23 protein-coding genes are annotated in these 24,049 nt (G+C 67.3%); 8 read left to right on the forward strand and 15 right to left on the reverse strand.

Going from position 1 to position 24,049, the window contains the following annotated elements:
• Positions 1–4: 4 nt before the first annotated feature.
• The 4 genes from BLW48_RS25080 to BLW48_RS25095 all read right to left on the reverse strand — a co-directional run bounded on the left by BLW48_RS25080 (position 5) and on the right by BLW48_RS25095 (position 5,159).
• The gene (locus BLW48_RS25080; protein ID WP_093178109.1) at positions 5–1,489 is read right to left on the reverse strand and encodes an efflux transporter outer membrane subunit; all 1,485 of its coding nucleotides are present in this window, start codon (positions 1,487–1,489) and stop codon (positions 5–7) included.
• Positions 1,490–1,561: 72 nt separating this feature from the next.
• Positions 1,562–2,572 carry an aldo/keto reductase gene (locus BLW48_RS25085; RefSeq protein ID WP_093178111.1) on the reverse strand — a complete coding sequence of 337 codons (1,011 nt, stop codon included), beginning with the start codon at positions 2,570–2,572 and terminating at the stop codon, positions 1,562–1,564.
• A 112-nt stretch (positions 2,573–2,684) separates the two neighbouring features.
• A complete protein-coding gene (locus tag BLW48_RS25090; RefSeq protein WP_093178113.1) occupies positions 2,685–4,244 on the reverse strand; it encodes an alkaline phosphatase D family protein in 1,560 nt (519 codons plus the stop codon).
• A 60-nt stretch (positions 4,245–4,304) separates the two neighbouring features.
• The gene (locus BLW48_RS25095) at positions 4,305–5,159 is read right to left on the reverse strand and encodes a plastocyanin/azurin family copper-binding protein (protein WP_256330911.1); all 855 of its coding nucleotides are present in this window, start codon (positions 5,157–5,159) and stop codon (positions 4,305–4,307) included.
• Here BLW48_RS25095 and BLW48_RS35480 point away from each other — a divergent pair.
• A complete protein-coding gene (locus tag BLW48_RS35480; RefSeq protein ID WP_177142396.1) occupies positions 5,134–5,289 on the forward strand; it encodes a hypothetical protein in 156 nt (51 codons plus the stop codon). The two genes, BLW48_RS25095 and BLW48_RS35480, sit on opposite strands and share 26 nt — an antisense overlap.
• Here BLW48_RS35480 and BLW48_RS25100 read toward each other — a convergent pair.
• The 9 genes from BLW48_RS25100 to BLW48_RS25140 all read right to left on the reverse strand — a co-directional run bounded on the left by BLW48_RS25100 (position 5,279) and on the right by BLW48_RS25140 (position 14,779).
• Complete coding sequence (locus BLW48_RS25100; RefSeq protein ID WP_093178114.1) at positions 5,279–6,526, reverse strand: MFS transporter; 1,248 nt, start codon at positions 6,524–6,526, stop codon at positions 5,279–5,281. The two genes, BLW48_RS35480 and BLW48_RS25100, sit on opposite strands and share 11 nt — an antisense overlap.
• A 132-nt stretch (positions 6,527–6,658) precedes the next feature.
• Positions 6,659–7,351 carry an urea ABC transporter ATP-binding subunit UrtE gene (gene urtE, locus BLW48_RS25105; protein WP_093178116.1) on the reverse strand — a complete coding sequence of 231 codons (693 nt, stop codon included), beginning with the start codon at positions 7,349–7,351 and terminating at the stop codon, positions 6,659–6,661.
• 12 nt (positions 7,352–7,363) lie between these two features.
• The gene (gene urtD, locus BLW48_RS25110; RefSeq protein WP_093178118.1) at positions 7,364–8,242 is read right to left on the reverse strand and encodes an urea ABC transporter ATP-binding protein UrtD; all 879 of its coding nucleotides are present in this window, start codon (positions 8,240–8,242) and stop codon (positions 7,364–7,366) included.
• Positions 8,239–9,459, reverse strand: coding sequence for an urea ABC transporter permease subunit UrtC (gene urtC / locus BLW48_RS25115; RefSeq protein ID WP_093077222.1), 1,221 nt, complete (start codon positions 9,457–9,459; stop codon positions 8,239–8,241). The genes urtD and urtC overlap by 4 nt, the downstream gene beginning before the upstream one ends.
• Positions 9,456–11,003 (reverse strand): urea ABC transporter permease subunit UrtB, encoded by a 1,548-nt coding sequence (urtB, locus tag BLW48_RS25120; protein ID WP_093178120.1) that lies wholly within the window; start codon positions 11,001–11,003, stop codon positions 9,456–9,458. Before urtB ends, urtC begins: the two co-directional genes overlap by 4 nt.
• A 92-nt stretch (positions 11,004–11,095) precedes the next feature.
• Positions 11,096–12,364, reverse strand: coding sequence for an urea ABC transporter substrate-binding protein (gene urtA / locus BLW48_RS25125; protein ID WP_093058616.1), 1,269 nt, complete (start codon positions 12,362–12,364; stop codon positions 11,096–11,098).
• Positions 12,365–12,487: 123 nt separating this feature from the next.
• Positions 12,488–12,811, reverse strand: a complete 324-nt coding sequence (locus BLW48_RS25130; protein ID WP_093178122.1) for a nucleotide pyrophosphohydrolase — start codon at positions 12,809–12,811, stop codon at positions 12,488–12,490.
• 53 nt (positions 12,812–12,864) lie between these two features.
• On the reverse strand, positions 12,865–14,328 hold the full coding sequence (locus BLW48_RS25135; RefSeq protein WP_093178123.1) for an MFS transporter: 1,464 nt from the start codon (positions 14,326–14,328) through the stop codon (positions 12,865–12,867).
• Between the two features lie 64 nt (positions 14,329–14,392).
• The gene (locus BLW48_RS25140) at positions 14,393–14,779 is read right to left on the reverse strand and encodes a nuclear transport factor 2 family protein (protein WP_093178125.1); all 387 of its coding nucleotides are present in this window, start codon (positions 14,777–14,779) and stop codon (positions 14,393–14,395) included.
• 124 nt (positions 14,780–14,903) lie between these two features.
• On the opposite strand from BLW48_RS25140, the gene BLW48_RS25145 reads away from it, so the two are divergent.
• Entirely contained in the window at positions 14,904–15,833 is a 930-nt protein-coding gene (locus BLW48_RS25145; RefSeq protein ID WP_093058612.1) for an AraC family transcriptional regulator, read from the forward strand.
• 15 nt (positions 15,834–15,848) lie between these two features.
• Here the strand turns inward: BLW48_RS25145 and BLW48_RS25150 are convergent, their stop codons facing one another.
• Positions 15,849–16,901 carry an extracellular catalytic domain type 1 short-chain-length polyhydroxyalkanoate depolymerase gene (locus tag BLW48_RS25150; RefSeq protein WP_093178126.1) on the reverse strand — a complete coding sequence of 351 codons (1,053 nt, stop codon included), beginning with the start codon at positions 16,899–16,901 and terminating at the stop codon, positions 15,849–15,851.
• A gap of 77 nt (positions 16,902–16,978) precedes the next feature.
• Complete coding sequence (gene ppk2 / locus BLW48_RS25155; RefSeq protein WP_093058610.1) at positions 16,979–17,905, reverse strand: polyphosphate kinase 2; 927 nt, start codon at positions 17,903–17,905, stop codon at positions 16,979–16,981.
• Between the two features lie 146 nt (positions 17,906–18,051).
• Here ppk2 and BLW48_RS25160 point away from each other — a divergent pair, with 146 nt between their 5' ends.
• From BLW48_RS25160 to BLW48_RS25185, 6 genes are all read left to right on the forward strand, one after another.
• A complete protein-coding gene (locus BLW48_RS25160; RefSeq protein ID WP_093178128.1) occupies positions 18,052–19,683 on the forward strand; it encodes an inorganic phosphate transporter in 1,632 nt (543 codons plus the stop codon).
• A 9-nt stretch (positions 19,684–19,692) separates the two neighbouring features.
• Positions 19,693–20,745: a transporter gene (locus tag BLW48_RS25165; RefSeq protein WP_093077234.1), complete on the forward strand. Its 1,053-nt coding sequence runs from the start codon at positions 19,693–19,695 to the stop codon at positions 20,743–20,745.
• Positions 20,746–20,842: 97 nt separating this feature from the next.
• Positions 20,843–21,700 (forward strand): 3',5'-nucleoside bisphosphate phosphatase, encoded by an 858-nt coding sequence (locus BLW48_RS25170; protein WP_093058607.1) that lies wholly within the window; start codon positions 20,843–20,845, stop codon positions 21,698–21,700.
• Entirely contained in the window at positions 21,697–22,674 is a 978-nt protein-coding gene (locus BLW48_RS25175; RefSeq protein WP_093178130.1) for a DMT family transporter, read from the forward strand. Before BLW48_RS25170 ends, BLW48_RS25175 begins: the two co-directional genes overlap by 4 nt.
• Positions 22,675–22,689: 15 nt before the next feature.
• Complete coding sequence (locus BLW48_RS25180; RefSeq protein WP_093058605.1) at positions 22,690–23,325, forward strand: L-threonylcarbamoyladenylate synthase; 636 nt, start codon at positions 22,690–22,692, stop codon at positions 23,323–23,325.
• Positions 23,326–23,366: 41 nt separating this feature from the next.
• Positions 23,367–24,038: a site-2 protease family protein gene (locus BLW48_RS25185; protein ID WP_093178131.1), complete on the forward strand. Its 672-nt coding sequence runs from the start codon at positions 23,367–23,369 to the stop codon at positions 24,036–24,038.
• The last annotated feature ends 11 nt before the right edge of the window (positions 24,039–24,049 follow it).

The raw sequence follows: 24,049 nt of genomic DNA on the forward strand, positions 1-24,049 counted from the left end.
GGCGTCAATTTCCGGAAGTCTTTTGTGCGGCATCGGCGGCGTTCCAGCCGCCGCCCGTGGCCGCGATCAGCGAGACGCTGGCGGCCAGCTGGCGGCCGAGCACCTGCGCGGCCGTGCGCTGGTTGGTGAGCGAGAGCGTCTGCGCCGTCACCACACTGAGGTAGGTGGCGGTGCCGGCGCGGTACTGGCTCAGGGCCAGGCGCTCGGCGAGTTGCGCGGCGCGCACGGCATCGGCCTGCAGGGCGGATTCGTTGTCGAGCACGCGCAGGGTGGCGAGGTTGTCTTCCACCTGCTGGAAGCCGCCGAGCACGGTCTGCTTGTATTGCGCGACCGAGGCGTCGTAGGTGGCCACGGCCTGGTCGGTGTGCGCCTTGCGCAAGCCGCCGTCGAACACGGTCTGCGCCAGCGCCGCGCCCAGCGACCACACGCGGCTGGGCGTGTTGAACAGCGTGCCCAGCGTGGCAGCGCTGAAGCCGCCGCTAGCGCTGAGCACGATCTGCGGGAAGTACGCGGCCTTGGCCACGCCGATGTTGGCGTTCGCTGCCTGCACGCGGCGCTCGGCGCCGGCGATGTCGGGGCGGCGTTCGAGCAGCTCCGAAGGCAGGCCCGTTGGCGTGACCGGGAGCTGCACGCGCAGCGCGGCGGCCGAAGAAAGCGTTTCGGCCGTGGGCGGCTGCGACGACGATTCGAGCGCCGGCAGCGAGAACGACGCGGGCGCCTGCCCCGTCAGCACCGCGATGGCGTGTTCGAGCTGGGCGCGCTGGGCGTCGAGGTCCACGGCCTGGGCCTGCGCCGTCTTGAGCTGGCTTTCTGCCAGCGCCACGTCGGAGCGCAGCACGGTGCCGGCCGCGTACTGGTGCTGTGTGAGTTCAAGCGCCTTGGCGTAGGCGGTGGTGGTGCTGGCGTACAGGTCGCGCTGCAGGTCGATCACGCGGATCTGCAAATAGTCTTGCGCGAGCGTGGTCTGGATGCTGAGCCGCGCGCCGGCCAGGTCGTCGGCGCTGGCCTGTTCGCTCGCGCTGCCGGCCTCGACCGAGCGGCGCACTGCGCCCCAGATGTCGGGCTCCCAGCTGGCTGCGAGGCCGAGGGTGTCGGTGGTGCCTAGCTTGACGGTGCCGGTGCTGTTGCTTTGTGCACGGGTGGCACCGGCGTTGATGCCGACGGTCGGGAAGAAGTTGGCGCGCGCTGCCGCGGTGATGGCTTGCGCCTCGCGGTACTGCGCCTCGGCGACGCGGATGTTCTGGTTGGCCGCGTTGGCCTGCACGATCAGCGCGCTGAGTGTGCTGTCGCCGTAGGCGTCCCACCAAGGGTGGCTGGCGTCGATGGTCTGCGGGGCAGCGGTTTTCCAGGGGCCGCCGGTTTCCTTGTAGGCGACCGGCACGTCCATCTGCGGGCGGACGTAGTCGGGGCCGACAGCGCAGCCTGCGAGGACCATGACGGCCAGCGCGAGGGCCGCGCGCGAGAGAGGAGGTACGTCGGAAAGAACCATGATGAGGGCACTCTAGGCACCCTCATCAAACCCCTCGCTGTCGACTAACTGACAGTTCTGACAGTTTCAGCGTCAGCGCGGGGCATCGCCCTTGCGGTACTCGGCAGTCAGCTCGTCGAGCTTCTGCTTGAGCGCCGGATCGAGCTTGTATTCGGCGGCGGCCAGCGTCGCGTCGAGCTGGTCGGGCCGGCTCGCGCCGAGCAGCGGCGCGGTGATCAGCGGATTCGCCATCACCCACGCCACGGCCAGCGTTGCCAGCGGCACGCCCGCCTCGTCGGCCAGCTCGTGCAGCTGCGTCACGGTGTTGAAGCTGCGCTCGTTCCAGTAGCGGTCCTGGTACATGTTGCCGGCGGTGCCGAGCGTGAAGCGGGTGTTTTCCTCCGGCTTGGCTCCGGGCTTGTACTTGCCGGTCAGCAGGCCACCCGCCAGGGGGTTGTAGGGAATCACGCCCAGCCCCTCTTCGCCAACCAGCGGCAGCAGCTCGCGCTCGATCTCGCGGAACAGCAGGCTGTAGCGCGGCTGAACCGACACATAGCGCGTGAGCTTGTGCAGCTCGGCCTTGCCCAACGCGCGCGCCAGCCGGTAGGCCAGGAAGTTCGACACGCCGATGTAGCGCGCCCGCCCCGACTTCACGATGACGTCGAGCGCCTCCAGGCTTTCTTCGAGCGGCGTCTCGCGGTCGTCGCTGTGCAGCTGGTACAGGTCGACGTGGTCGGTCTGCAGCCGCTTGAGCGAGGCGTCGATGGCGTCCAGCAGGTGCTTGCGCGACGCGCCCTGGTCCCAGCTGTTGGGGCCGACCTTGCCGACCGCCTTGGTGGCGACGACAAAACGGCGGCGGCCCGTGGGGCCCTGCTTCTGCAGCCAGCGGCCGATGATCTCTTCGGTACGGCCGGTGGTCTCGACGGTGCCGCCGAGCGGGTACACGTCGGCGGTGTCGAGGAAGTTGATGCCGCCTTCGGCAGCCTTGTCGAGGATCTGGTGCGACACCGTCTCGTCGGTCTGCAGGCCGAAGGTCATGGTGCCGAGGGCAAGGCGGGACACGGTAAGGCCTGTGCGGCCGAGGCGGGTGGAGGGAATGCTCATGGTGTTCGGTTCTCGCTTCAGGGAAGGGTGAAAGAGACGCAGACGGGGCTTGCGCGGCGGCGGCCATCATAGGCACGGCCGCGCAATCCTGCAGGCGCCGGGCGTTTACGACTCAGGTGCTCTCGGCGTGCACGCCGGGCGCGCCGAGCTCGACCGAGAAGCGGGCCATGGGGCTGACAGGCGAATCGGCCGTCTTCTCGTCGTCCGCCACGCGGAACTCGATCGAGCAGCCACGCGCGTCGAGGGTCGCGAGCGTATAGCCACGCCTGTCCGCCCGGCCATAGCGCAGTTGCGGGTTCTTCGCGAGCATGTTCGCCACGCTGGCGGCGCTGGGCCCCTCGGAGGTAATGGCGCCGCCGACGAACTCGCTGGCGACCACCGGGCCCTGCTGCGCGTCGCCGCGCCGCAGGTCGGCGGCCCAGAAGGCGTGCACGTCGCCGCTGGCGACCAGCGCATTGCCGCCGCGCGCCTTGTGCGCGGCCAGCGCATCGAGCAGGCGGGCGCGGGCCGCGGCGTAGCCGTCCCAGCCGTCCATCCAGTAGCCGTGCTCTGGGCCGCGCTTGCGGTCGGCCTCGGCGAGCAGCGTGGGCTGGGCGAGCACGGTCCAGCGCGCGGGTGGCGCAGCCAGCTCGCGCGCCAGCCAGGCTTCCTGCTGCGCGCCGAAGAAGCTGCGCTGCGGTGCGAGCCTGTCGGCGCAGTCGGCCAGCGGCGAGGCGCTGCGCCCCGAAAGACAGGCGTGGTGCGAGCGGTACTGGCGCCCGTCGGTCAGCAGCACGTCGAGCATGCGGCCGAAGCGGTGGTGGCCGTAGATGAGCGCATCGGCGCCGCGCGGGCGCATGCTGGCGGGCACCGGCATGTGCTCGTACCACGCCTGGTAGGCGGCGGCGCGGATCGCGAGGAACTGCGCGGGGTCCGAGGTGCGCGGCGACATGTCGTTCGTGTAGTCGTTGGCCACCTCGTGGTCGTCCCAGGTCACGAGCCAGGGAAAGGCGGCGTGCGCGGCCTGCAGGTGCGGATCGGTCTTGTAGAGCGCGTAGCGGTTGCGGAACTCGGGCAGCTGCGTGGGAGTGCCGCCCTCGTGGCGCCGCACGTGGCGCGAGCCCCAGGAGCTCTCGTAGATGTAGTCGCCCAGGTGCACCACGAAGTCCAGCGGCTGCGCGGCCATGTCGCGGTAGGCGGCGTAGTAGCCCTGCTCGTACTGCTGGCAGGAGGCGAAGGCGAAGCGCAGCGGCTGCTGCGTCCCGTCGTCCTCGGTGAGCGTGGTGCGCGTGCGTCCAATCGGGCTGCGTGCGCCGCCGACCGTGAAGCGATACCAGTAAGGGCGGCCCGGCGACAGCCCCTGTACTTCGACATGCACCGAATGCGCAAGCTCGGCCGTAGCGATGGCCGAGCCCTTCGCCACGACGCGCCTGAAGCCCTCGTCGTCGGCGACTTCCCATCGCATTTCGACGGGCGCATCGCCCATGCCGCCGCCCTGCAGCGGCTCTGGCGCCAGGCGTGTCCAGAGCACGAAGCCGTCGGCGCGCGGCACGCCCGAGGCCACGCCCAGCGTGAACGGATCGCGCGACGCCGTGGCCGGCTGCGCATTCAGCCGCAGGAACGGATGGCCCAGCGAAGCGGCGGCCAGCCCGCCGCACAGCAGGCGTCGGCGCGAGATTCTTTCTTCCTTCATCCGGGGCAATGTCCCCTGGTTCGCTCGCCCCTGTCAATCGGGCCGGATGAAAGCCGATAGTCAGGACCCTGGCTGCGAGCCCACCACCGTGACCCGTGCCGTCATGTACGGATGCACCGAGCAGACATAGTCGTACACGCCCGGCTTGTCGAAGACGCGGGCGAAGGCCTTGCCGGGCAGCAGCAGGTCGATGCCCGTCGAGCCGTCCTTGAAGACCAGGCCGTGCGGCGCGCCGTCGTCGTTCTGCCAGCTCACGCGCTGACCGGCCTTGACGGTGATCTGCGCGGGCTCGAAAGCGAAGTTGCGGATAGTCACGTGGTTGGAGCTACCGGCATGCGCGGCTTCGGCGGCCGCGACGCGCTGCACCGCGACCTTGCGCGGCGCGTTGCCCACCGCCACCGTGTGCACCGGCCCACCCGCAAGATCGACCACGCTGACGTCGTTCGAGCCTTCGTTGCTCACCCACAGCTTCTTGCCGTCCGCCGACAGGTCGAGCCAATGCGGCTGCTTGCCCACGCCGATGCTGCGCACCGCCGCACGCGTGGCCGGGTCGAACAGCATGACTTCGCCCGGGCCCTGCACTACCACCACCCCGCTGGCCATGCCCGCGAAGTGCTGCGCGATGTGCGGCGACACGCCCGTGGGAACCGGCGCGCTCCACTGGTTGGTGGCGGGGTCGAGCACCTGCACTGCGGGCACGCCAGCCAGCGTGAGGTACAGCGCCTTGCCGTCGTGGCCGAACTCCAGGTCGCGCGGCGGCTTGTCGAGCGGGATCTCGGTGACCACGCTGCGGGTGGCCATGTCGATCACGACCAGCGCGAAATGGCCGGGCTCCTGCGACGCGACGTAGGCCTGACGCCCGTCGGGCCGGATGGCGATGGTGTGCGGCTTGGGCACCGGCACGGTGGCGCTCACGCCGTGGGCCGTGGTGTCGACGAAGGCCCAGGGCGGCATGCAGGCGTGGGCGGTGTCGGACCTGAACGCGACGGAGCTTCGCCACTTCGCGTCGCTGCTGCGCGAACGCGGCGCAGCCCTCAGCAAGTAACCGTTTCGGGCCGGCGCGCTTCGGCACGCGCGCTCGCAATCGCCCAACCGAACACGCCCATGCCCGCCAGCGCCAGTAAGGCGCCGACCCAGCCGGTCGAGGTCCAGCCCAGGCCCGCGGCAATGGCCACGCCGCCGAGCCACGCGCCGAGCGCGTTGGCCATGTTGAAGGCCGAGTGGTTGAGTGCGGCAGCGAGCGTCTGCGCATCGCCGGCCACGTCCATCAGCCGGATCTGCAGCGCCGGGCCGATGGCCACGGTGGTGCCGATGAGGAACACGTTGAACGCCGCGGTAAAGACGTTGTGCGCCGCGAAGGTGAACATCGCGAGCACCAGCGCCGCATAGACCAGCAGGCCGCCGATGGTGCGCATGAGCGACTTGTCGGCCAGGCGCGAGCCCACGAGGTTGCCGGTGACCATGCCCAGGCCGAACAGCGCCAGCACGAAGGGCACGCCGCCCATGGGCATGCCAGCCACTTCGATGAGCGTGGGCTTGATGTAGCTGAACACCGAGAACATGCCGCCGAAGCCGATGGCGCCGATGCCGAGCGTGAACCACACCTGCTTGCGCTTGAGCGCGCCGAGTTCGCGCCACGGGCTGGCGCCTGCGGGCGCTGCGAGGTCGGGGATGTCGCGGCGCAGCAGCGCGATGGCCACCAGCGCGATCACGCCGACGAACACGAAGGCGGCGCGCCAGCCGAAGATCTGGCCCAGCCAGGCGGCGATGGGCACGCCGACCAGCGTGGCGCCGGTGAGCCCCAGCATGACGAGCCCCACGGCCCGCGCGCGGCGCCCCGGTGGCGCGAGCGTGGCGGCCACGAGCGCGGCCACGCCGAAGTAGGTGCCGTGCGGCAGGCCGGTGGCAAAGCGCAGCAGGTTCAGCAGTAAATAGTTGGGGGCCGCCGCGCTGGCGAAGTTGCCGGCCGCGAACACGGCCATGAGCGCGATCAGCAGCGCGCGGCGGCGCCAGCCTGCGGCGAGCACCGCGAGCACGGGCGCGCCGATGACCACGCCGAGCGCGTAGGCGCTGATGACGTGGCCTGCCTGCGGGATGCTGACGTCGATGTCCTTCGCCACTTCGGGCAACAGGCCCATGATGACGAATTCGCCGGTGCCGATGGCAAAGCCGCCGACGCCAAGTGCGAGCACCGCGCGCAGGAAGTTGACGGGTGCGGCGGGAGAAGAAGAAACGGAAATATCGGTGTCCGCGCTGTCCAGCGCGGGTGGGGAGGCGTTCAAGGCCAGGCTCCTGGGAAGGTGCCCGGCGGCCGCGGGCAGAAGCCGGATTTTAGGGTAAACCCTGAATTCCTGCCGATACGCAGTTGCCCAAGGCCCTGTACTGGCAGGGCTTCGAAGCCCTGCCCCAGGGGTTCAGATGGCGACGAGCTGGCGCACGCCCTGCGCTTCCATGTCCTTGCCAAGGCCGCGGGCAATGACCTCGCCGCGCTCCATCACGAGGTAGTCGTCGGCCAGTTCCTGGGCGAAGTCGTAGTACTGCTCGCACAGCACGATGGCCATGTCGCCACGGTCGGCCAGCATGCGGATGACGCGGCCGATGTCCTTGATGATGCTGGGCTGGATGCCCTCGGTGGGCTCGTCGAGGATCAGCAGCTTGGGCTTGGGCGCGAGGGCCCGGGCGATGGCGAGCTGCTGCTGCTGCCCGCCGGAGAGGTCGCCGCCTCTTCTGTTGATCATCTGCTTGAGCACGGGGAACAGGTCGAACAGCTCCGACGGAATGGGCGTGCTGCCGCTCTTGTAGGCCAGGCCCATGCGCAGGTTTTCCTCGACCGTGAGCCGCGCGAAGATCTCGCGGCCCTGCGGGACGAAGCCGATGCCGGCTCTTGCCCTGTCGTAAGGCGTGGCCTTGTGGATGGGCTTGCCTTCGAGTTCGATGCTGCCGCTCTTGATGGGCACCAGGCCCATGAGCGACTTCAGCAGCGTGGTCTTGCCTACGCCGTTGCGGCCCAGCAATACCGTGACCTTGCCGAGCGTTGCCTCGAAGCTCACGTCCCGGAGGATGTGGGAGCCACCGTAGTACTGGTGGATGTTCTTTGCTGTCAGCATGGGTTCAGTTCCTCAGCGGCCCAGATAGACCTCGATCACCCGCTCGTCGGCCTGCACTTCGTCCAGCGTGCCTTGCGCCAGCACAGAGCCGTCGCACAGCACGGTGACGATCTCGGAGATGGTGCGGATGAAGCTCATGTCGTGCTCCACCACCATCAGTGAATGCTTGCCCTTGAGGGTGAGGAACAGCTCGGCGGTGCGCGCCGTCTCTTCATCGGTCATGCCTGCGACGGGCTCGTCGAGCAGCAGCAGCTTCGGGTCCTGCATCAGCAGCATGCCGATTTCCAGCCACTGCTTCTGGCCATGGCTCAGGTTGCCGGCCAGGCGCGACACGCTGTCGGCGAGGTGAATGGTTTCCAGCACCTCGGCCAGGCGGTCGCTTTGCGCCGAGTCGAGCCTGAAGAGCATCGAGGCGCGCACGCCCTTGTTGGTCTTCAGCGCGAGCTCGAGGTTCTCGAACACGGTCAGGTGCTCGAACACTGTCGGCTTCTGGAACTTGCGGCCGATGCCCAATTGCGCGATGTCCGCTTCGCGGTGGCGCAGCAGGTCGATGGTGCTGCCGAAGAACACGGTGCCCGAATCGGGCCGCGTCTTGCCAGTGATGATGTCCATCATCGTGGTCTTGCCCGCTCCGTTCGGGCCGATGATGCAGCGCAGTTCGCCCGGCGCGATGTCGAGCGACAGCTTGTTGATGGCCTTGAAGCCGTCGAAGCTCACGCTGACGTCTTCGAGGTAGAGGATGCGGCCGTGCGTGACGTCGACTTCGCCCGGCGTGACGTGGCGGCCGAAATCTGCGGCGCGGCCGCCCGATTCGGTGCTGCCGCTCACGTAGTGAATGCCGCTGGCGCGTGCCGCGCGCTCGGCGCCGGCTTCCATCAGGTCGGGCGTCATGCGCGTGCTCCCTTCGCGTCCACGGGCAGCGAGGCCAGCGCATCGGGCTCGACGCCCTGCTCCGCCGCAACCGAGCGCCGTGCAGCATCCTGCACGGGCTCGGGCGACACCGGCTTCTTCTCCCTCGACACCCACTTGCGCACCAACCCCACGATGCCGTTCGGCAGGAACAGCGTGACAGCAATGAACAAGGCACCCAGGAAGTACAGCCAGTACTCGGGGTAGGCCACGGTGAGCCAGCTCTTCGCGCCGTTGACGATGAAGGCGCCGATGATGGGGCCGATCAGCGTCGCGCGTCCGCCCACGGCGGCCCAGATGGCGATCTCGATGGAGTTGGCCGCGCTCATCTCGCCCGGGTTGATGATGCCGACCTGCGGCACGTACAGCGCGCCGGCCACGCCGCACATGATGGCGGAGATGACCCAGATCGTGAGCTTGTACGGCAGCGGGTTGTAGCCCGAGAACATCACGCGCGTTTCGGCGTCGCGAATGGCCTGCAGCACACGGCCGAACTTGCTGCCGATGAGCCACTTGGCAAACAGGAAGAAGCCCAGCAGCGTGGCGCCGGTGAGCGCGAACAACGTCATGCGCATTTCCTGCGTGGCGATCGGAATATTCAGGATGCGCTTGAAGTCGGTGAAGCCGTTATTGCCGCCGAAGCCCGTCTCGTTGCGGAAGAACAGCAGCATGGCCGCAAAGGTCATGGCCTGCGTGATGATCGAGAAGTACACGCCCTTGATGCGCGAGCGGAACGCGAAGAAGCCGAACACGAAGGCGATGAGGCCCGGCACCGCCACGATCAAAATCAGCGTGGCGATGAAGCTGTCGCTGAAGGTCCAGTGCCAGGGCAGCGTCTTCCAGTCGAGGAACACCATGAAGTCGGGCAGGTCGCTCTTGTAATTGCCGTCGCGGCCGATCTGGCGCATGAGGTACATGCCCATCATGTAGCCGCCGAGCGCGAAGAACAGGCCATGGCCCAGCGAGAGGATGCCGGTGTAGCCCCAGATCAGGTCCATGGCCAGCGCGCAGATGGCGTAGCACATGATCTTGCCGACCAGCGCCACCGCGTAGTCGCTCATGTGCAGCGGGCTGTCTACCGGCACCCAGATGTTGAGCACCGGTGCCACCGCGCACACCACGATCAGCGCGACGAAGAAGGCCGTCCAGCCCTTGCCGCTCAGCAGCGGCCCCTTGGTTGGAAGTACGACCTTGCTCATGCCTCAGCGCTCCGGCCTTTCATAGCGAAGATGCCTTGCGGCCGCTTCTGGATGAAGATGATGATGAAGACAAGCACCGCGATCTTCGCGAGCACCGCGCCCGCCCAGCCTTCGATGAACTTGTTGAGAATGCCCAGCCCCAGCGCCGCATACACGGTGCCCGCGAGCTGGCCGACGCCGCCCATCACGACCACCATGAAGCTGTCGACGATGTAGCTCTGGCCCAGGTCGGGGCCGACGTTGCCGATCTGGCTCAGCGCGCAGCCGGCAAGGCCCGCTATGCCGGAGCCGAGCGCGAAGGCGTAGGTGTCGATGCGCGCGGTGTTCACACCCATGCACGAGGCGATCGGACGGTTCTGCGTAACGCCGCGCACGAACAGGCCAAGGCGCGTCTTGCCGATGAGCCAGCCCATCGCAAGCAATACCAACGCGGCGAAGATGATGATGCAGATGCGGTTCCACGGCAGCGTGACGTTGCTCAGCATGGTGAAGCCGCCGCTCATCCAGCCGGGGTTTTCGACGCCGACGTTCTGCGCGCCGAACAGCGTGCGCACGAGCTGCTGCAGCATCAGGCTGATGCCCCAGGTGGCGAGCAGCGTTTCGAGAGGTCGGCCGTACAGGAAACGGATCACGCCGCGCTCCAGCACCGCGCCCACGAGCGCCGACGCGAGGAACGAGACCGGAATGGCAGCGACCAGGTACAAGCCGAAGGCCGCCTCGGGCACGTACTTCTGGAAGATGCCCTGCATCACGTAGGTGGCGTAGGCGCCGATCATCATCAGCTCGCCGTGCGCCATGTTGATCACGCCCATCAGCCCGTAGGTGATGGCCAGGCCGAGCGCGGCCAGCAGCAGCACCGAGCCCAGGCTGATGCCGCTGAACACGGCGTTGATGCGGTCGCCCCAGACCAGCGCGCCGTCGATGCTGGCAATGGAAGCGACGATGGCGGCCTTGACGTCCGCCTCGGTTTCGTCGGCCAGGCGCTGGTTGAGCAGCAGCTTGGTGTCGGGGTTGCGGTTGTTGCCCAGCTCCTTGGCGGCGATGAGGCGCTTGGCCTTGTCGGCGCTGGTGAGCATGCTGGCGGCGCGCACCAGTTCGAGCTGCGCCTTGATCTTGGGGTTGGTCTCAGCGGCCAGCGCCTTCTCGACCATGGGCACGCGCGATTCGTCGGGCTCCTTGAAGAGCGCCTGCGCGGCTTCGGCGCGCACCGCGTCGTCCTTGCTCGTGAGCTTGAGCGCGGCCTGCGCGGCATCGAGCGCGCCGCGCATGAGGTTGTTGTTGACGACGTCTTCGGCGGTGTCGGGCACCTTCAGCTCGGCGCCGGTGACGGGGTCGTAGCCCTTGTCGTCCTTCATCACGAAGACCTTGTCTTCGGTGTACTTGACCGCGTCGTCGGACATGGCCTGGATGAAGGCGGCGGTCTTGTCGTCGGCCGTGAGCACGGCCTTGTTGAGCGCGGCGATGCGGGCTTCGGATTCGCCGGAGGCGATGGCCCGGGCTTCGTCGGCGGTCAACGCGTGGGCGGCCGATGCCATGAGCAGCATGGCGGCGAGTGCGCAGTGAAGGGTTCGTCGAAGCATCATGAGAATGGAAGTTGGGTTGGCTCCCTCCCCCCACTGGGGAGGGAGAAACACACTTACATCGACTTGCCAGCGGGGTAGTCAGGCTTCTTGTCGTTGCCTTCGATGTACGGGCTCCACGGCTTGGCCTTCACAGGACCCGGCGTCTTCCACACCACGTTGAACTGGCCATCGGCCTTGATTTCGCCGATGAACACGCTCTTGTGCAGGTGATGGTTCTTCTCATCCATCTTCGACACGATGCCCGAGGGAGCCGTGAAGGTCTGGCCGGCCATGGCTGCGATCACCTTGTCGGTGTCGGTCGACTTGGCCTTCTCGACCGCCTGCTTCCACATGTGGATGCCGATCCAGGTGGCTTCCATCGGGTCGTTGGTGAGCGGCTTGTCCTTGTGGCCGGCGATGTTCTTGGCCTTGGCGTAGTCGCTCCACTGCTTGATGAACGCCGTGTTGGTCGGGTTCTTGATCGACATGAAGTAGTTCCATGCGGCCAGGTGGCCGACCAGCGGCTTGGTGTCCACGCCGCGCAGCTCTTCTTCACCCACCGAGAAGGCAACCACGGGCACGTCCTTGGCCTTCAGGCCGGCGTTGCCGAGTTCCTTGTAGAAGGGCACGTTGGAGTCGCCGTTGATGGTCGACACCACTGCAGTCTTGCCGCCGGCCGAGAACTTCTTGATGTCGGCAACGATGGTCTGGTAGTCGCTGTGGCCGAAGGGGGTGTACTTCTCGTCGATGTCGGTGTCCTTCACGCCCTTGCTCTTGAGGTAGGCGCGCAGGATCTTGTTGGTGGTGCGGGGGTACACGTAGTCGGTACCCAGCAGCACCCAGCGCTTGGCGCCGCCGCCTTCCTTGCTCATCAGGTAGTCGACGGCCGGAATGGCTTGCTGGTTGGGCGCGGCGCCCGTGTAGAACACGTTCTTCGAGAGCTCTTCACCCTCGTATTGCACCGGGTAGAACAGCAGGCCGTTCATTTCCTCGACCACCGGCAGCACCGACTTGCGCGACACCGAGGTCCAGCAGCCGAAGATCACCGAGACCTTGTCCTGGCCGAGCAGCTGCTTGGTCTTTTCAGCGAACAGGGGCCAGTTGGAGGCCGGGTCGACCACCACGGGCTCGAGCTGCTTGCCCAGCACGCCGCCCTTCTTGTTGATGTCGTCGATGGCCATCAGCACCGTGTCTTTCAGCACGGTTTCAGAGATGGCCATCGTGCCCGACAGCGAGTGCAGCACGCCGACCTTGATGGTGTCGGCAGCGAAAGCGGGCGCAGCAGAAATGCTGGCCAGCGCGACGGCGGCGGTGAGCGCCTTGAGTGTGAAACGACGTTGCATGTGGACTCCTGCTCCGGGTTGGTTGAACCTTGTCGCCAGCGCTTTGCTGGCGTGGGAGGGAGTCTGCGGAATGCACCAGGAAGGGGAAATACGCCGGGTGGCGTACACGGAGGTACTCAGGGCTCAGGCAGGCGGCGGCACGGGGTACTTGCTGGCGTTGACGAGCATCTTGCTCTTTGCGGCCTCGATCACGTCGATATCGAGCTTGTCGGCGAGCTGCAGCAGGTAGAGGAAGACGTCGGCGATCTCTGTGCCGATCTCGGTGCGCTTGGCGGCGGTCAGATTGCGGCTCTTGGCTTCACTCATCCACTGGAAGTGTTCAAGCAGTTCGGCGGCCTCCACGGAAAGCGCGGAGGCCAGATTTTTGGGGGAGTGGAACATCTCCCATTGGCGCACCTGGGCGAAGTCGCGCAGGTCTTGGGTCAGTTGCTGGATATCGGTGGCCATGTCTGTCCTGTCGTGAGGACAGGAGAGTTTGGCACGGCCACCGCCGCGCCCGATCAGGCCCGCCGGCTTCCGCGATGGTGGAGCGCAGCCACGAGCAGCGCTGAAACCGTCAGATAGATCAGAGCCGCCCCGAACGCGCTCGCATACCCCGCCGCATCGGCCCCATGACCCAGCCGCCCGTAGAAGAGGATGCCGATCAACGCCACCCCCAGCGCATTGCTCGCCTGCTGCACCATCGACAGCACGCCCGAGGCCACGCCCGCATGTTGCGGCGGCAGCCCTGCCAGCACGGTGGACACCAGCGGCGCCATCACCATGCCGAGCCCCGCGCCCTGCAACAGCAGCAGCGGCACCATCCACGCCGCAACGTGCGAATGCCCCGCCCAGCCCGCCACGTTGACGAACTGCAATGCGTGCCCTGCAGCAAGCACCAGTGCACCGAGCGCGATGGGCGGCTTGCCTCCGAAGCGCCGCGCGAGGCGCGCACCCGCCATTGACGTCGCGAAAAAGCCGATCGCCAGCGACGTGAAGACGACGCCCGAGGTGAGCGCATCGAGCGCCAGGCCTTGCTGCAGGTACAGCGCGAGCACAAAGTACAGCGAGGCATTGCCCACATAGAAGGCCAGCGTGGTGAGCAGGCCCGTGACGAAGCGACCGTTGGCCAGCAGCGCCGGTGCCACGAGCGGCGCACCTCCGCGTGCAGCGAGCCGGCGCTGGTGATATGCAAAGGCTGCGAGCAGCGGCAACGCCGCTGCAAGGCACACCCAGCTCCACAGTGGCCAGCCCTGTTCGCGGCCTTCCACCAGCGGCAGCACCACGGCCACCGAACCCGCGGCCACCAGCAGCATGCCGAGGAGGTCGAGCCTGCTGCTGCCGTTGTTCGCCAGCGGCGGAATGACGCGCGGTGCAAGCATCAATGCCAGCAGGCCGATCGGCACGTTGATGAGGAAGCAACTGCGCCAGCCCAGACCAGCCACATCGGCATGGATCAGCAAGCCGCCGACCAGCTGCCCGAGCGTGGCACCCAGCCCCAGCGTGAGCCCGTACGCCGCGAAGGCGCGCGCCCGGTCTTCGCCGGCATAGGCCAAGCCGATCATCGCCAGCACCTGCGGCTGCAGCAGCGCGCCGGCCAGCCCCTGCAGCACGCGCGCCGCCACCAGCAGTTCGGCGTTCGGCGCAAAGCCGCAGGCGGCCGAAGCCAGCGTGAACAACAGCAGGCCCAGCATGAACATGCGGCGGCGACCGAACAGGTCGCCGAGCCGGCCGCCGGTGATCAGGCCCGCTGCGGTGGCCAGGCCGTAGCCGGCCACCACCAGTTGCAAGGTGCCCGCGCTCGCCAGCAGCTCGCGCTGCATCGACGGCAGCGCGACGTTGACGATGAAGAAGTCCAGCACCACCAGGAAGGTGCCGCTGAGCATGACCCACAAGCCCAGCCGCCCGGGCTTCGTCGCGCCCGTGCTCTGGCTTCCTGTGGAAGAAAGCGATGCTGCCGAAGCAGCGATGTTTGACTGCGTCATGATGGGCTCGAGTGTTGGGAGCAAGCGATACGGCGGCAATGACCCCGGAGGTCATCGCCGGGATTCAGACAGCGGGCGTCGGCAGGATGAACTGGTAGTCCGTGGCGATGCGGCCGTCCTCGGCCAGCACCAGGAACTCCAGCCCGAGCGCGGCCACCGGACCACCGGCGGCCGGGACCATGTGCCAATGGAACATCACCGCGTCGTGCAGGAACTGGGCGTCGCCTGCGGAGACGAAGCGGAAGCCGGCGTCGCGCACGTTCTTCTCGTGCGAGCCGGTAACGCGCTGCTGCAGCGCCTCGTAGCCCTTGGCTTGCAGCGTGCGCACGTAGTGCTCGCCGTCGGGCACCCAGAGGCCGGCGATGGCGGCGCGGCGCACATCGGCATCGGGTTCGTTCCAGACGGCGACGTAGCGGTCGGCGAGTTCGGCAAATTCGGTTCTGGCGTTCATGGTCTGCTCCTGTTGTTTCTGTGTCTGGGAAGAGTGAGGCTGCAGTTTCTGCCTCCGCCGGTGGACAGTGAATGCCTGAGAAACCGACAATCTTGTCCATTCGTCCACCGCCACAGGAGTCTTCATGGATCCGCTCGACGACGTCTTTGCCGCCATGCGCGTGCGCAGCGCCCTGTATGCCCGCCTCGAAGCCGGCGCTCCCTGGGGCGTGAGCCTGGCGGGCGGCGAGAGTGCGCGCTTCGGGCTGGTGGTGCGCGGCGGCTGCCTGCTGGAGATCGAGGGCATGGCGCAGCCGGTGGCGCTGGCGACGGGCGACTGCTATGTGCTGGCGCATGGCACGCCCTACATCCTGCGCGACCATCCGAACACGCCGACGGTAAGCTGTGCCTCCGTCGTGCGCGACCGCATTGGCGGGCTGGTGGAGCTTGGCGGCACGGGTACGGCGGCATCGGTGATCTGCGGCTGGTTCCACTTCGACCAGCGCGCCGCGCGGCCGCTGCTCGATCTGCTGCCGGTGCTGCTGCACGTGAAGATGGAGCAGGCCCGCGCCCTTGCGCTGCAAGGCACTCTGCAGCTGCTGGCCATGGAAACCGGCGAGCCGGGCCTGGGCTCCAGCCTGCTCGTGAGCCGGCTGGCCGACATCGTGTTCGTGCAGGCCGTGCGCGCGCACGTCGCGGCCAACGGCGAATCTCAGACGGGCTGGCTCGCCGCACTGGCCGACGCGCGCATTGGCCCGGCCTTGCGTGCGATGCACAAGGACATCGCGCGCGACTGGACGGTAGAGGCTCTTGCTTCCGTCGCGAGCCTGTCGCGCTCGGCCTTCGCGCAGCGTTTTCGCGAGCGGGTGGGGCAGGCGCCGCTGGAGTACCTCACGCAGTGGCGCATGTTCAAAGCCGGCAACATGCTGGGGCAAGGCCACGCGGCCCTGGGCGCGATCGCCGGGGCGGTGGGCTACGAGTCGGAGGCGGCGTTCAGCAAAGCCTTCAAACGAGAGAAAGGGATGGCGCCCGGTGCCTGGCGGGCAGCGGCGCGCGAAGGCGCTGTCGCTGCATAGCCGCCCTTCTTCTCTTCAGACCTTCTTCGGACCTTCAGCAGCCTTGAACTGCGCGGCCGCAAAGGCCCATGTCATGCGCGTGGCGTCAGGCCCCTCGGGGTCGCTGAACAGCAGCTTCGATGCGCCGCCACTCCACGAATGGCCCAGCCCCGCGATCTCGCACAGCGTGACGAGCGTGCGGCCCTTGCGCTTGAAGTCGGTCACGCGCATCGAACGGCGCTTGCCGCGCTGCATGTTGCGCGACAGCCCGGGCTTCGCGCCCAGCGCGGTGGCCCACACCGCGGCGCTGTTGACTGCATTGCTCGGCGCGACCACCGCGTCGGCATCGCCGTGCAGCACCAGCATCGGCGGCAAGGTGGCGAAGACAGCCGCGGCGCCCATCGCCTTGCCGACTGCCGTGGAGGGCATCGGCGGCACGTTCTGTCCGCGCATTGCGCCAAGGGCCGTGGCCGGCGATTTCGCCGCACCGGGCGCCACGCCCGAATGCATGGCGACGGCGCGGAAGCGATTCGGGTAGCGCGTGGCCAGCAACGCCGCCATGCTCGCGCCGGCCGAGAGCCCCGCCAGCGCCACGCGATCGCGGTCCACGGGGTACAGCATGCAGGCCTGGTCGATGGCGGCCATCAGCGTCGCGGCTTCGGCGTCGGCCTTGCCGGAGCGACGCTCGTACCAGTTCCAGCAGCCCTGCGGGTGGGCGAGCCGGTCTTGCTCGAGATAGAGCACCAGGAAGCGCTGGCGCACGGCCAGCGCGTTCATGCGCGTGCTCGCGGCAAAGTCGCGCCCGGTCTGGCCGCAGCCGTGCAGCATGACCATGAGCGGCAGCCGCTCGCCCGGCTTCAGCTGCAAGCCGGCTGGCCGGAACAGGTGATAGCCGCGTGCACCGCCCGGGCCCATCGCCATGCCGCTGAGCCAGTCGCCTTTGCCGGGCGGCGGCTTGAGCCGCTTGGCCGCGGCGCGCTGGACCTGTCCCGCGATGCGCTTGCTGTTGCTCAGCGTGGCCTTGGTGAGCGCGCGCAGGTTGCGCTCGTAGGCGCGGGCAAAGACGGAAGCGGTGGAAGAACGGGCCATGGCGCGCAGTGTGAACGCAAAGCGCCGGCCGGCCTAACAACACCCGACAAGGGGCGGCCTTACCGCCCCGGCACGCATCAGTAGATTTCCGGAACGATCATGTTGGCCGGAACAGGCTGGCGCAGATAGTCGTCGTGCCGCACGCGCGCGGGCAGCTCGACCGGCGGATGCGCCACTTCCTGGTACGGCATCTGGCCCAGCAGATGGCTGATGCAGTTCAGCCGCGCCTTCTTCTTGTCGACCGCCTGCACCACCCACCACGGCGCCTCGGGGATGTGGGTGCGCTCCAGCATGATTTCCTTCGCCTTGGTGTATTCCTCCCAGCGGCGGCGGCTTTCGAGGTCCATCGGGCTGAGCTTCCACTGCTTGAGCGGATCGTGGATGCGGCCGAGGAAGCGCATGTGCTGCTCGTCGTCGGTGATGGAGAACCAGTATTTGATGAGCTTGATGCCCGAACGCACGAGCATCTTCTCGAACTCGGGCACGGTGCGGAAGAACTCTTCGTACTCTTCGTCGGTGCAGAAGCCCATCACGCGCTCGACGCCAGCGCGGTTGTACCAGCTGCGGTCGAACAGCACCATTTCGCCCGCTGCCGGCAGGTGCGCGGCATAGCGCTGGAAGTACCACTGCGTGCGTTCGCGGTCGTTGGGCGCCGGCAGCGCGGCCACGCGGGCCACGCGCGGGTTCAGGCGCTGTGTGATGCGCTTGATGACGCCGCCCTTGCCCGCCGCGTCGCGGCCTTCGAACAGGATGACGACTTTCTGCTTGCTGTGCTGCACCCAGTCCTGCAGCTTGACGAGCTCGCCCTGCAGGCGGAACAGCTCCTTGAAGTAGGCCTGGCGGGCGGCCTTGTCGGCGGAGGTCGGCGTTGCCGAGGCGGGGTCGAGGCCGTCGATGTTGCGGTCTTCGATCTCCAGCTCGAGCTCTTCGTCGTAGCTGTCGATCAGGTCGCGGGCGATGCGTTGCATCAGGTCTTCGTGGTCGGGAAGTGCGCTGGTCGGCATGGTGGGGCGGAAAGAGTGAAAGGGGCAGGAAAAAGCATGCTGCTCGCCGTATATGACGGCTGCGTGACGGTTTTGGACCCGTTGACACGGAGTTGTCACACACCGCGAACACCATCTGCAGCTATTCCAACACCCCAGAAACGCCCATGAACACGCTTGCAGCCCCGCATGCCGAGTTGCCGTCCGCGCCCGCCGCGCAACGGCCCAAGCTCGACTCCAAGCCCGGTCCGCTCACGCTGATCACCTTCGTGGGGCTGCTGGCCGCCGGCCTGCTCTTCACGGCCTGGAGCCTGGTGGGCGACGTGACCTCCTCCGGGGCGCCCGTCACCACCTGGGTGCCTTACATGCTTCTTGGCGTGGCGCTGCTGATTGCGCTGGGCTTCGAGTTCGTCAACGGCTTCCATGACACGGCCAACGCCGTGGCGACCGTCATCTATACCCATTCGCTGCCGCCCAACTTCGCTGTGGTGTGGTCGGGCTTCTTCAACTTCCTGGGCGTGCTGGTGTCCAGCGGCGCGGTGGCCTTCGGCATCATCGCGCTGCTGCCGGTGGAGCTCATTCTTCAGGTGGGTTCGGGCGCCGGCTTCGCGATGGTGTTCGCGCTGCTGATCGCCGCCATCATCTGGAACCTGGGCACGTGGTGGCTGGGGCTGCCGGCTTCGTCGTCGCACACGCTGATCGGCTCGATCATCGGCGTGGGCGTGGCCAATGCGCTGATGCACGGTCGCGACGGCACCAGCGGCGTCGACTGGGCGCAGGCCACCAAGGTGGGCTACTCGCTGCTGCTGTCGCCGATGGTCGGCTTCGGCTGCGCCGCGCTGCTGCTGCTGGCGCTGCGGGCCTTCGTGAAGAACCGCGCACTGTATGAAGAACCCAAGGGCAGCGAGCCGCCGCCATGGTGGATCCGCGGCCTGCTGATCCTGACCTGCACGGGCGTGTCTTTCGCACACGGCTCCAACGACGGCCAGAAGGGCATGGGGCTGATCATGCTGATCCTCGTGGGCACGGTGCCGATGGCCTACGCGCTGAACCGCGCGATGCCCGCCAACGAGACCGTGAAGTTCGCGGCCGTGGCCGAGATGGCGCAGACCGCGTTGACCCGCAGCGTGCCGACCTCGCTGCCCGCGCTGGAGCCCGCCGCGGCGCGCGACACGCTCTCTATGTATGTGCGCACCCGCGAGTTCAGTCCCTCGGTGGTGCCCGCGCTGGCAGCGACCGCCGGCAGCATCGGACGGCAGGTGCGCGAGCACGGCTCGTTGGCCGGCGTTCCCGCGGATGCCGTCGCCAACGTTCGCAATGACATGTACCTGGCCTCCGAGGCCATCCGCCACCTCGACAAGAGCGGCGCGGCCAAGTTCGACGACGAGACAAAACTGCGCGTCAACACGTTCCGCCAGGAACTGGACAGCGCCACGCGCTTCATCCCGCTGTGGGTCAAGGTCGCGGTGGCCATCGCACTGGGCCTGGGCACGATGATCGGCTGGAAGCGCATCGTGGTCACCGTGGGCGAGAAGATCGGCAAGACGCACCTGAGCTACGCGCAGGGAGCCTCGGCCGAAGTGGTGGCAATGATCACCATCGGCGCAGCAGACATGTATGGGCTGCCTGTGTCGACCACGCACGTGCTGTCGTCCGGCGTGGCCGGCACCATGACCGCCAGCGGCTCGGGCCTGCAGATGTCCACGCTGCGCAACCTCGCGCTGGCCTGGGTGCTGACGCTGCCGGTGGCGATGCTGCTGTCGGGGTCGCTCTACTGGTTGTTCACCCGCATTTTCTGATCACGCATCTTGTCGGCATTCCATGACCTCGCCTCCCAGTCTTACGGAGGCGACGAAGCCGGCCTGATCTCCGGCTATCTGTTCGACGCCTCCGCACCCGAGCCAGCGCGGGTCATCGACTCCGCGCAGGCGGCGGCATGGCTGGTCGAGCAACGCGACAAAGGCGATGAAGGCAGCGGCGAAGAGAACCCGTCCTACGTCTGGCTGCACTTCAACCTGAGCCACGCGCATGCCGAGCGCTGGCTGGTACGGCACGCGAACCTCCCGGACACCTTCTACGAGACGCTGCACGAAGGCCTGCCCTCCACGCGCATCGAGCGCGCCGACGACTCGCTGATCGCCGTCATCAACGACGTGCACTTCGAATTCAGCTTCGAGCCCTCCGACATTTCCACGCTGTGGATCAGCGTGGGCCCGCGCCTCGTGGTCACGGCGCGCACCAAGCCGCTGCGCTCGGTCGACACGCTGCGCACGGCCGTGAAGGCCGGCGACGCGCCGCGTTCGAGCACCGAGTTGCTCGAACACCTGCTGCGCGCGCAGGCCGACGTGCTGGTGAAGATCGTGCGCGGCGTCACTTCGCGCATCGACCGCATCGAAGACGAACTGCTGGCCGGTCGCCTCGACCACAAGCGCGCGCGGCTGGGCGTGCTGCGGCGGCTGCTGGTGCGGCTGCAGCGGCTGCTCGCGCCCGAGCCTGCCGCGCTGTTCCGCCTGCTGCAAGGGCCTCCCGCCTGGATGGCCGAGCCCGACGCGCAGGCGTTGCGCGGCTCGACCGAGGAGTTCTCGGTGGTGCTGCGCGACATGCAGGCGCTGCAGGAGCGCATCAAGCTGCTGCAAGAAGAAATTGCCGCCAACGTGAACGAGGACAACAACCGCAGCCTGTTCGTGCTGACGGTAGTCACGGTGCTGGCGCTGCCGATCAACATCCTGGCCGGCCTGTTCGGCATGAACGTGGGCGGCATTCCGCTGGCCGACCACAAGCACGGCTTCTGGATCGTGGTGGCAATCGTCGCAAGCTTCACCGCGGTGGCGGCCTGGGCGGCTTTTCGCAAGAAGCGCTGAGCCGCATGCAGCGGCACAGTAATGCTATTTATTTAATAGCAACTTGCGCAGCATCCATGCGCCCGCATCGATGTTCCAGACCCCATAGAATGCGAGGGTGTCCTCCATTCTCAATGCCGATCTTCACTGCCACTCCGTGGTCTCCGACGGCACACTGACGCCCGAAGAATTGGCCGCGCGCGCGGCCGCCAACGGGGTCGAGCTCTGGGCCCTCACCGATCACGACGAGGTCGGCGGCCAACACCGCGCAGCAGCAGCAGCCCGTGCAAACGGCATGCGCTACCTCACCGGCACCGAGATCTCGGTGACCTTCGCGGGCGAAACGGTGCACATCGTCGGCCTGGGCTTCGATGCCAACGACGCAGCGATGTCGCAAGGCCTCTACGACACACGCGGCGGCCGCGGCAAGCGCGCGCAGGAAATGTCCGAAGGTCTGGCCAAGGTCGGCATCCACGGTGCATACGAAGGCGCGCTCAGGTTCGTCGGCAACCCCGAACTCATTTCGCGCACGCACTTCGCGCGCTTTCTCGTCGAGCAGGGCCACTGCCGCGACACGCCCGAGGTGTTCCGCAAGTTCCTCACCGAAGGCAAGCCCGGCTACGTGCCGCACCGCTGGGCCTCGCTGAAGGACGCCGTGCACTGGATCACCGCAGCCAAGGGCATGGCCGTGATCGCTCACCCGGGCCGCTACAAGTTCACGGCCAACGAGGAGTACGCGCTGTTCCTCGAATTCAAGGCGCATGGCGGCAAGGCGATCGAGGTCGTCACCGGCAGCCACACGCCGGCTGAGTATGTCGAGTACGCCGACAAGGCGCTCGAATTCGATTTCGCCGCCTCGCGCGGCAGCGATTTCCACAGCCCCGACGAGAGTCATTGCGATCTCGGCAAGCTGCCGCCGTTACCTGGCGCGCTCACTCCTGTGTGGGAACTGCTCGGCGACCGCATCCAGCAGTGAGCCAGAACCCCGGGACCGGCATCGACAACGCGGCAACCGTTGCGCTGGCGAATGCGCGCCTTGCGGCGCAAAAGACGCGCGACACCGAATCGGGCCGCATCCTCGCGGGTATCGGCCTTGTGCTGGTGGCCGTGGCCTGCTTCGCCACGCTCGACACCGCGACAAAGGCCTCCACCGCAGGCGTGCCCATCCTCATGGGCGTGTGGTTCCGCTACGCATTCCAGGCCGTGGCCACCACGGCCGTGCTCCTGCCGCTGCATGGCACGGCGCTGCTGCGCACGCGGCACCCGCGCTACCAGTTGCTGCGCGGTGCGCTGCTGCTGGTGTCGAGCACGCTGGCCTTCCTGAGCCTGCGCTACATGCCGCTGGCCGAGTTCACGTCGATCGTGCTGATTGCGCCGCTGGTGATCACTCTGCTGGCCGCCACCACGCTCAAGGAATATGTGTCGCCGCTGCGCTGGGTGCTGGTGGCGGGCGGCTTCATCGGCACGCTGGTCATCCTGCGACCGGGCGGCGAGGCCTTCAGCTGGGCCATCCTGCTGCCGATCGGGCTGGTGCTGACCAATGCATGGTTCCAGGTGCTCACGAGCAAGCTCGCGCAGACCGAGAACCCGCTCACGATGCATTTCTATACCGGCTGGGTCGGCGCGCTGATTGCATCGCTCGCAGTGCCCTTCGTGTGGACCGAGCTGGACTCGTGGCACTGGTGGGCGCTGCTGTGCCTGATGGGCTTCATGGGCACGGTGGGTCACTTCATCCTGATCCTGGCCTACCAGCGCGCGCAGGCATCCACGCTCACGCCTTATCTTTATGCCCAGATCGCTTTTGCCATGCTCGGCGGCTGGCTCATCTTTTCCCAACTGCCCGACCGTTACTCGCTCATCGGCATGGCGATGATCGCGGTCTGCGGTGCGGCCGGTGCGTGGCTTACGGTGCGCGAGCGCCGCGTGCCTATCGAGCCCGCCGAATCCTGATCCGGAGTTTTTTTCATGGCCCAGTACTTCGAAGTCCACCCCGAGAACCCGCAGCAGCGGCTGCTGAAGCAGGCCGTCACGCTGCTCGAGCGCGGCGAGATCATTGCGGTGCCCACCGACTCCAGCTATGCGCTGGCCTGCCACCTCGACGACAAGGACGCGGTCGACCAGTTGCGCCGCATCCGCCAGGTCGACGAGAAGCACCACCTCACGCTGTTGTGCCGCGACCTGAGCGAGCTGGCCAATTACGCACGCGTCGACAACAAGCAATACCGCCTGCTGAAGGCGGCCACGCCCGGCCCCTACACATTCCTGCTCGAAGCCACCAAGGAAGTGCCGCGCCGCGTGAGCCATCCGCAGCGCAAGACCATCGGCCTGCGCGTGCCTGATCACAAGGTGCTGCTGGAGCTGCTGTCGCTGCACGGCGCGCCGCTGCTGGCCACCACGCTGATCGCACCGGGCGAGACCGAGGCGCTGAACGACGCGCAGATCATCCGCGAGCGCTTCGAGAAGCAGATCGCCGGCGTCATCGACGCAGGCGCCTGCCCGTCGCAGCCGACCACGGTGGTCGACCTCACGCCCATGGGCACTGGCGACGAGCCGGTCGTGGTGCGCCAGGGACGCGGTGCATTGGCTGTGCTCGGCCTCTGAAATCGGGGCTGAGAACCACTCCCGTCTGACACAATCGCCCAGTGGATATTTCAAGTCAGATTCAAACCGTCCTGATCCTGGCGCTGCCGGTGCTGTTCGCCATTACGGTGCCCGCCGTGGTCCGGGGCCGCGTGGCAAGCCACTTCGGCGATCAGACGGCAGCCATGATGGGCCGGCTCACACTCAACCCGATCAAGCACATCGATCCCATCGGCACGCTGCTGATCCCGCTGGTGCTGTACTTTGCGACCTCAGGTGCGTTGCTGTTCGGCTATGCCAAGCCGATTCCGTTCGATCCGAGCAACCTGCGCAATCCGAAGCGGGATCTGCTCTGGGTGTCGCTGTCAGCGCCGGCCGCGAACTTCGCAATGGCACTCATATGGGCCATCCTCTTCGTCCTGCTACGCGCTGCGGGCATCGACGAACCTTTCTTCGTACAGATGGCGCAGGGTGGCGTGCTGGTCAACCTCGTGATGTGGGCCTTCAACCTGTTCCCCTTGCCACCGCTCGATGGCGGCCGCATCCTCGTCGGGTTGCTGCCGAATGGACCAGTGCCGAACTTTCTTGCGCGCATCGAGCCCTACGGCTTCTTCATCGTGATGGCGCTGGTGCTGGCCGGAGTCCTCGGCAAGCTCTGGCTGCAGCCGCTGATGGCTGCGGGCTACGCCATCATCAACACGTTCCTCATTCCGCTCGTGGCTTTGCTGCGCTAAGTTCCTCCTTC

Origin of the sequence: Variovorax sp. YR266 (assembly GCF_900107295.1) — a bacterium.
In the GTDB taxonomy this organism is placed as follows: Bacteria; Pseudomonadota; Gammaproteobacteria; order Burkholderiales; family Burkholderiaceae_C; genus Variovorax.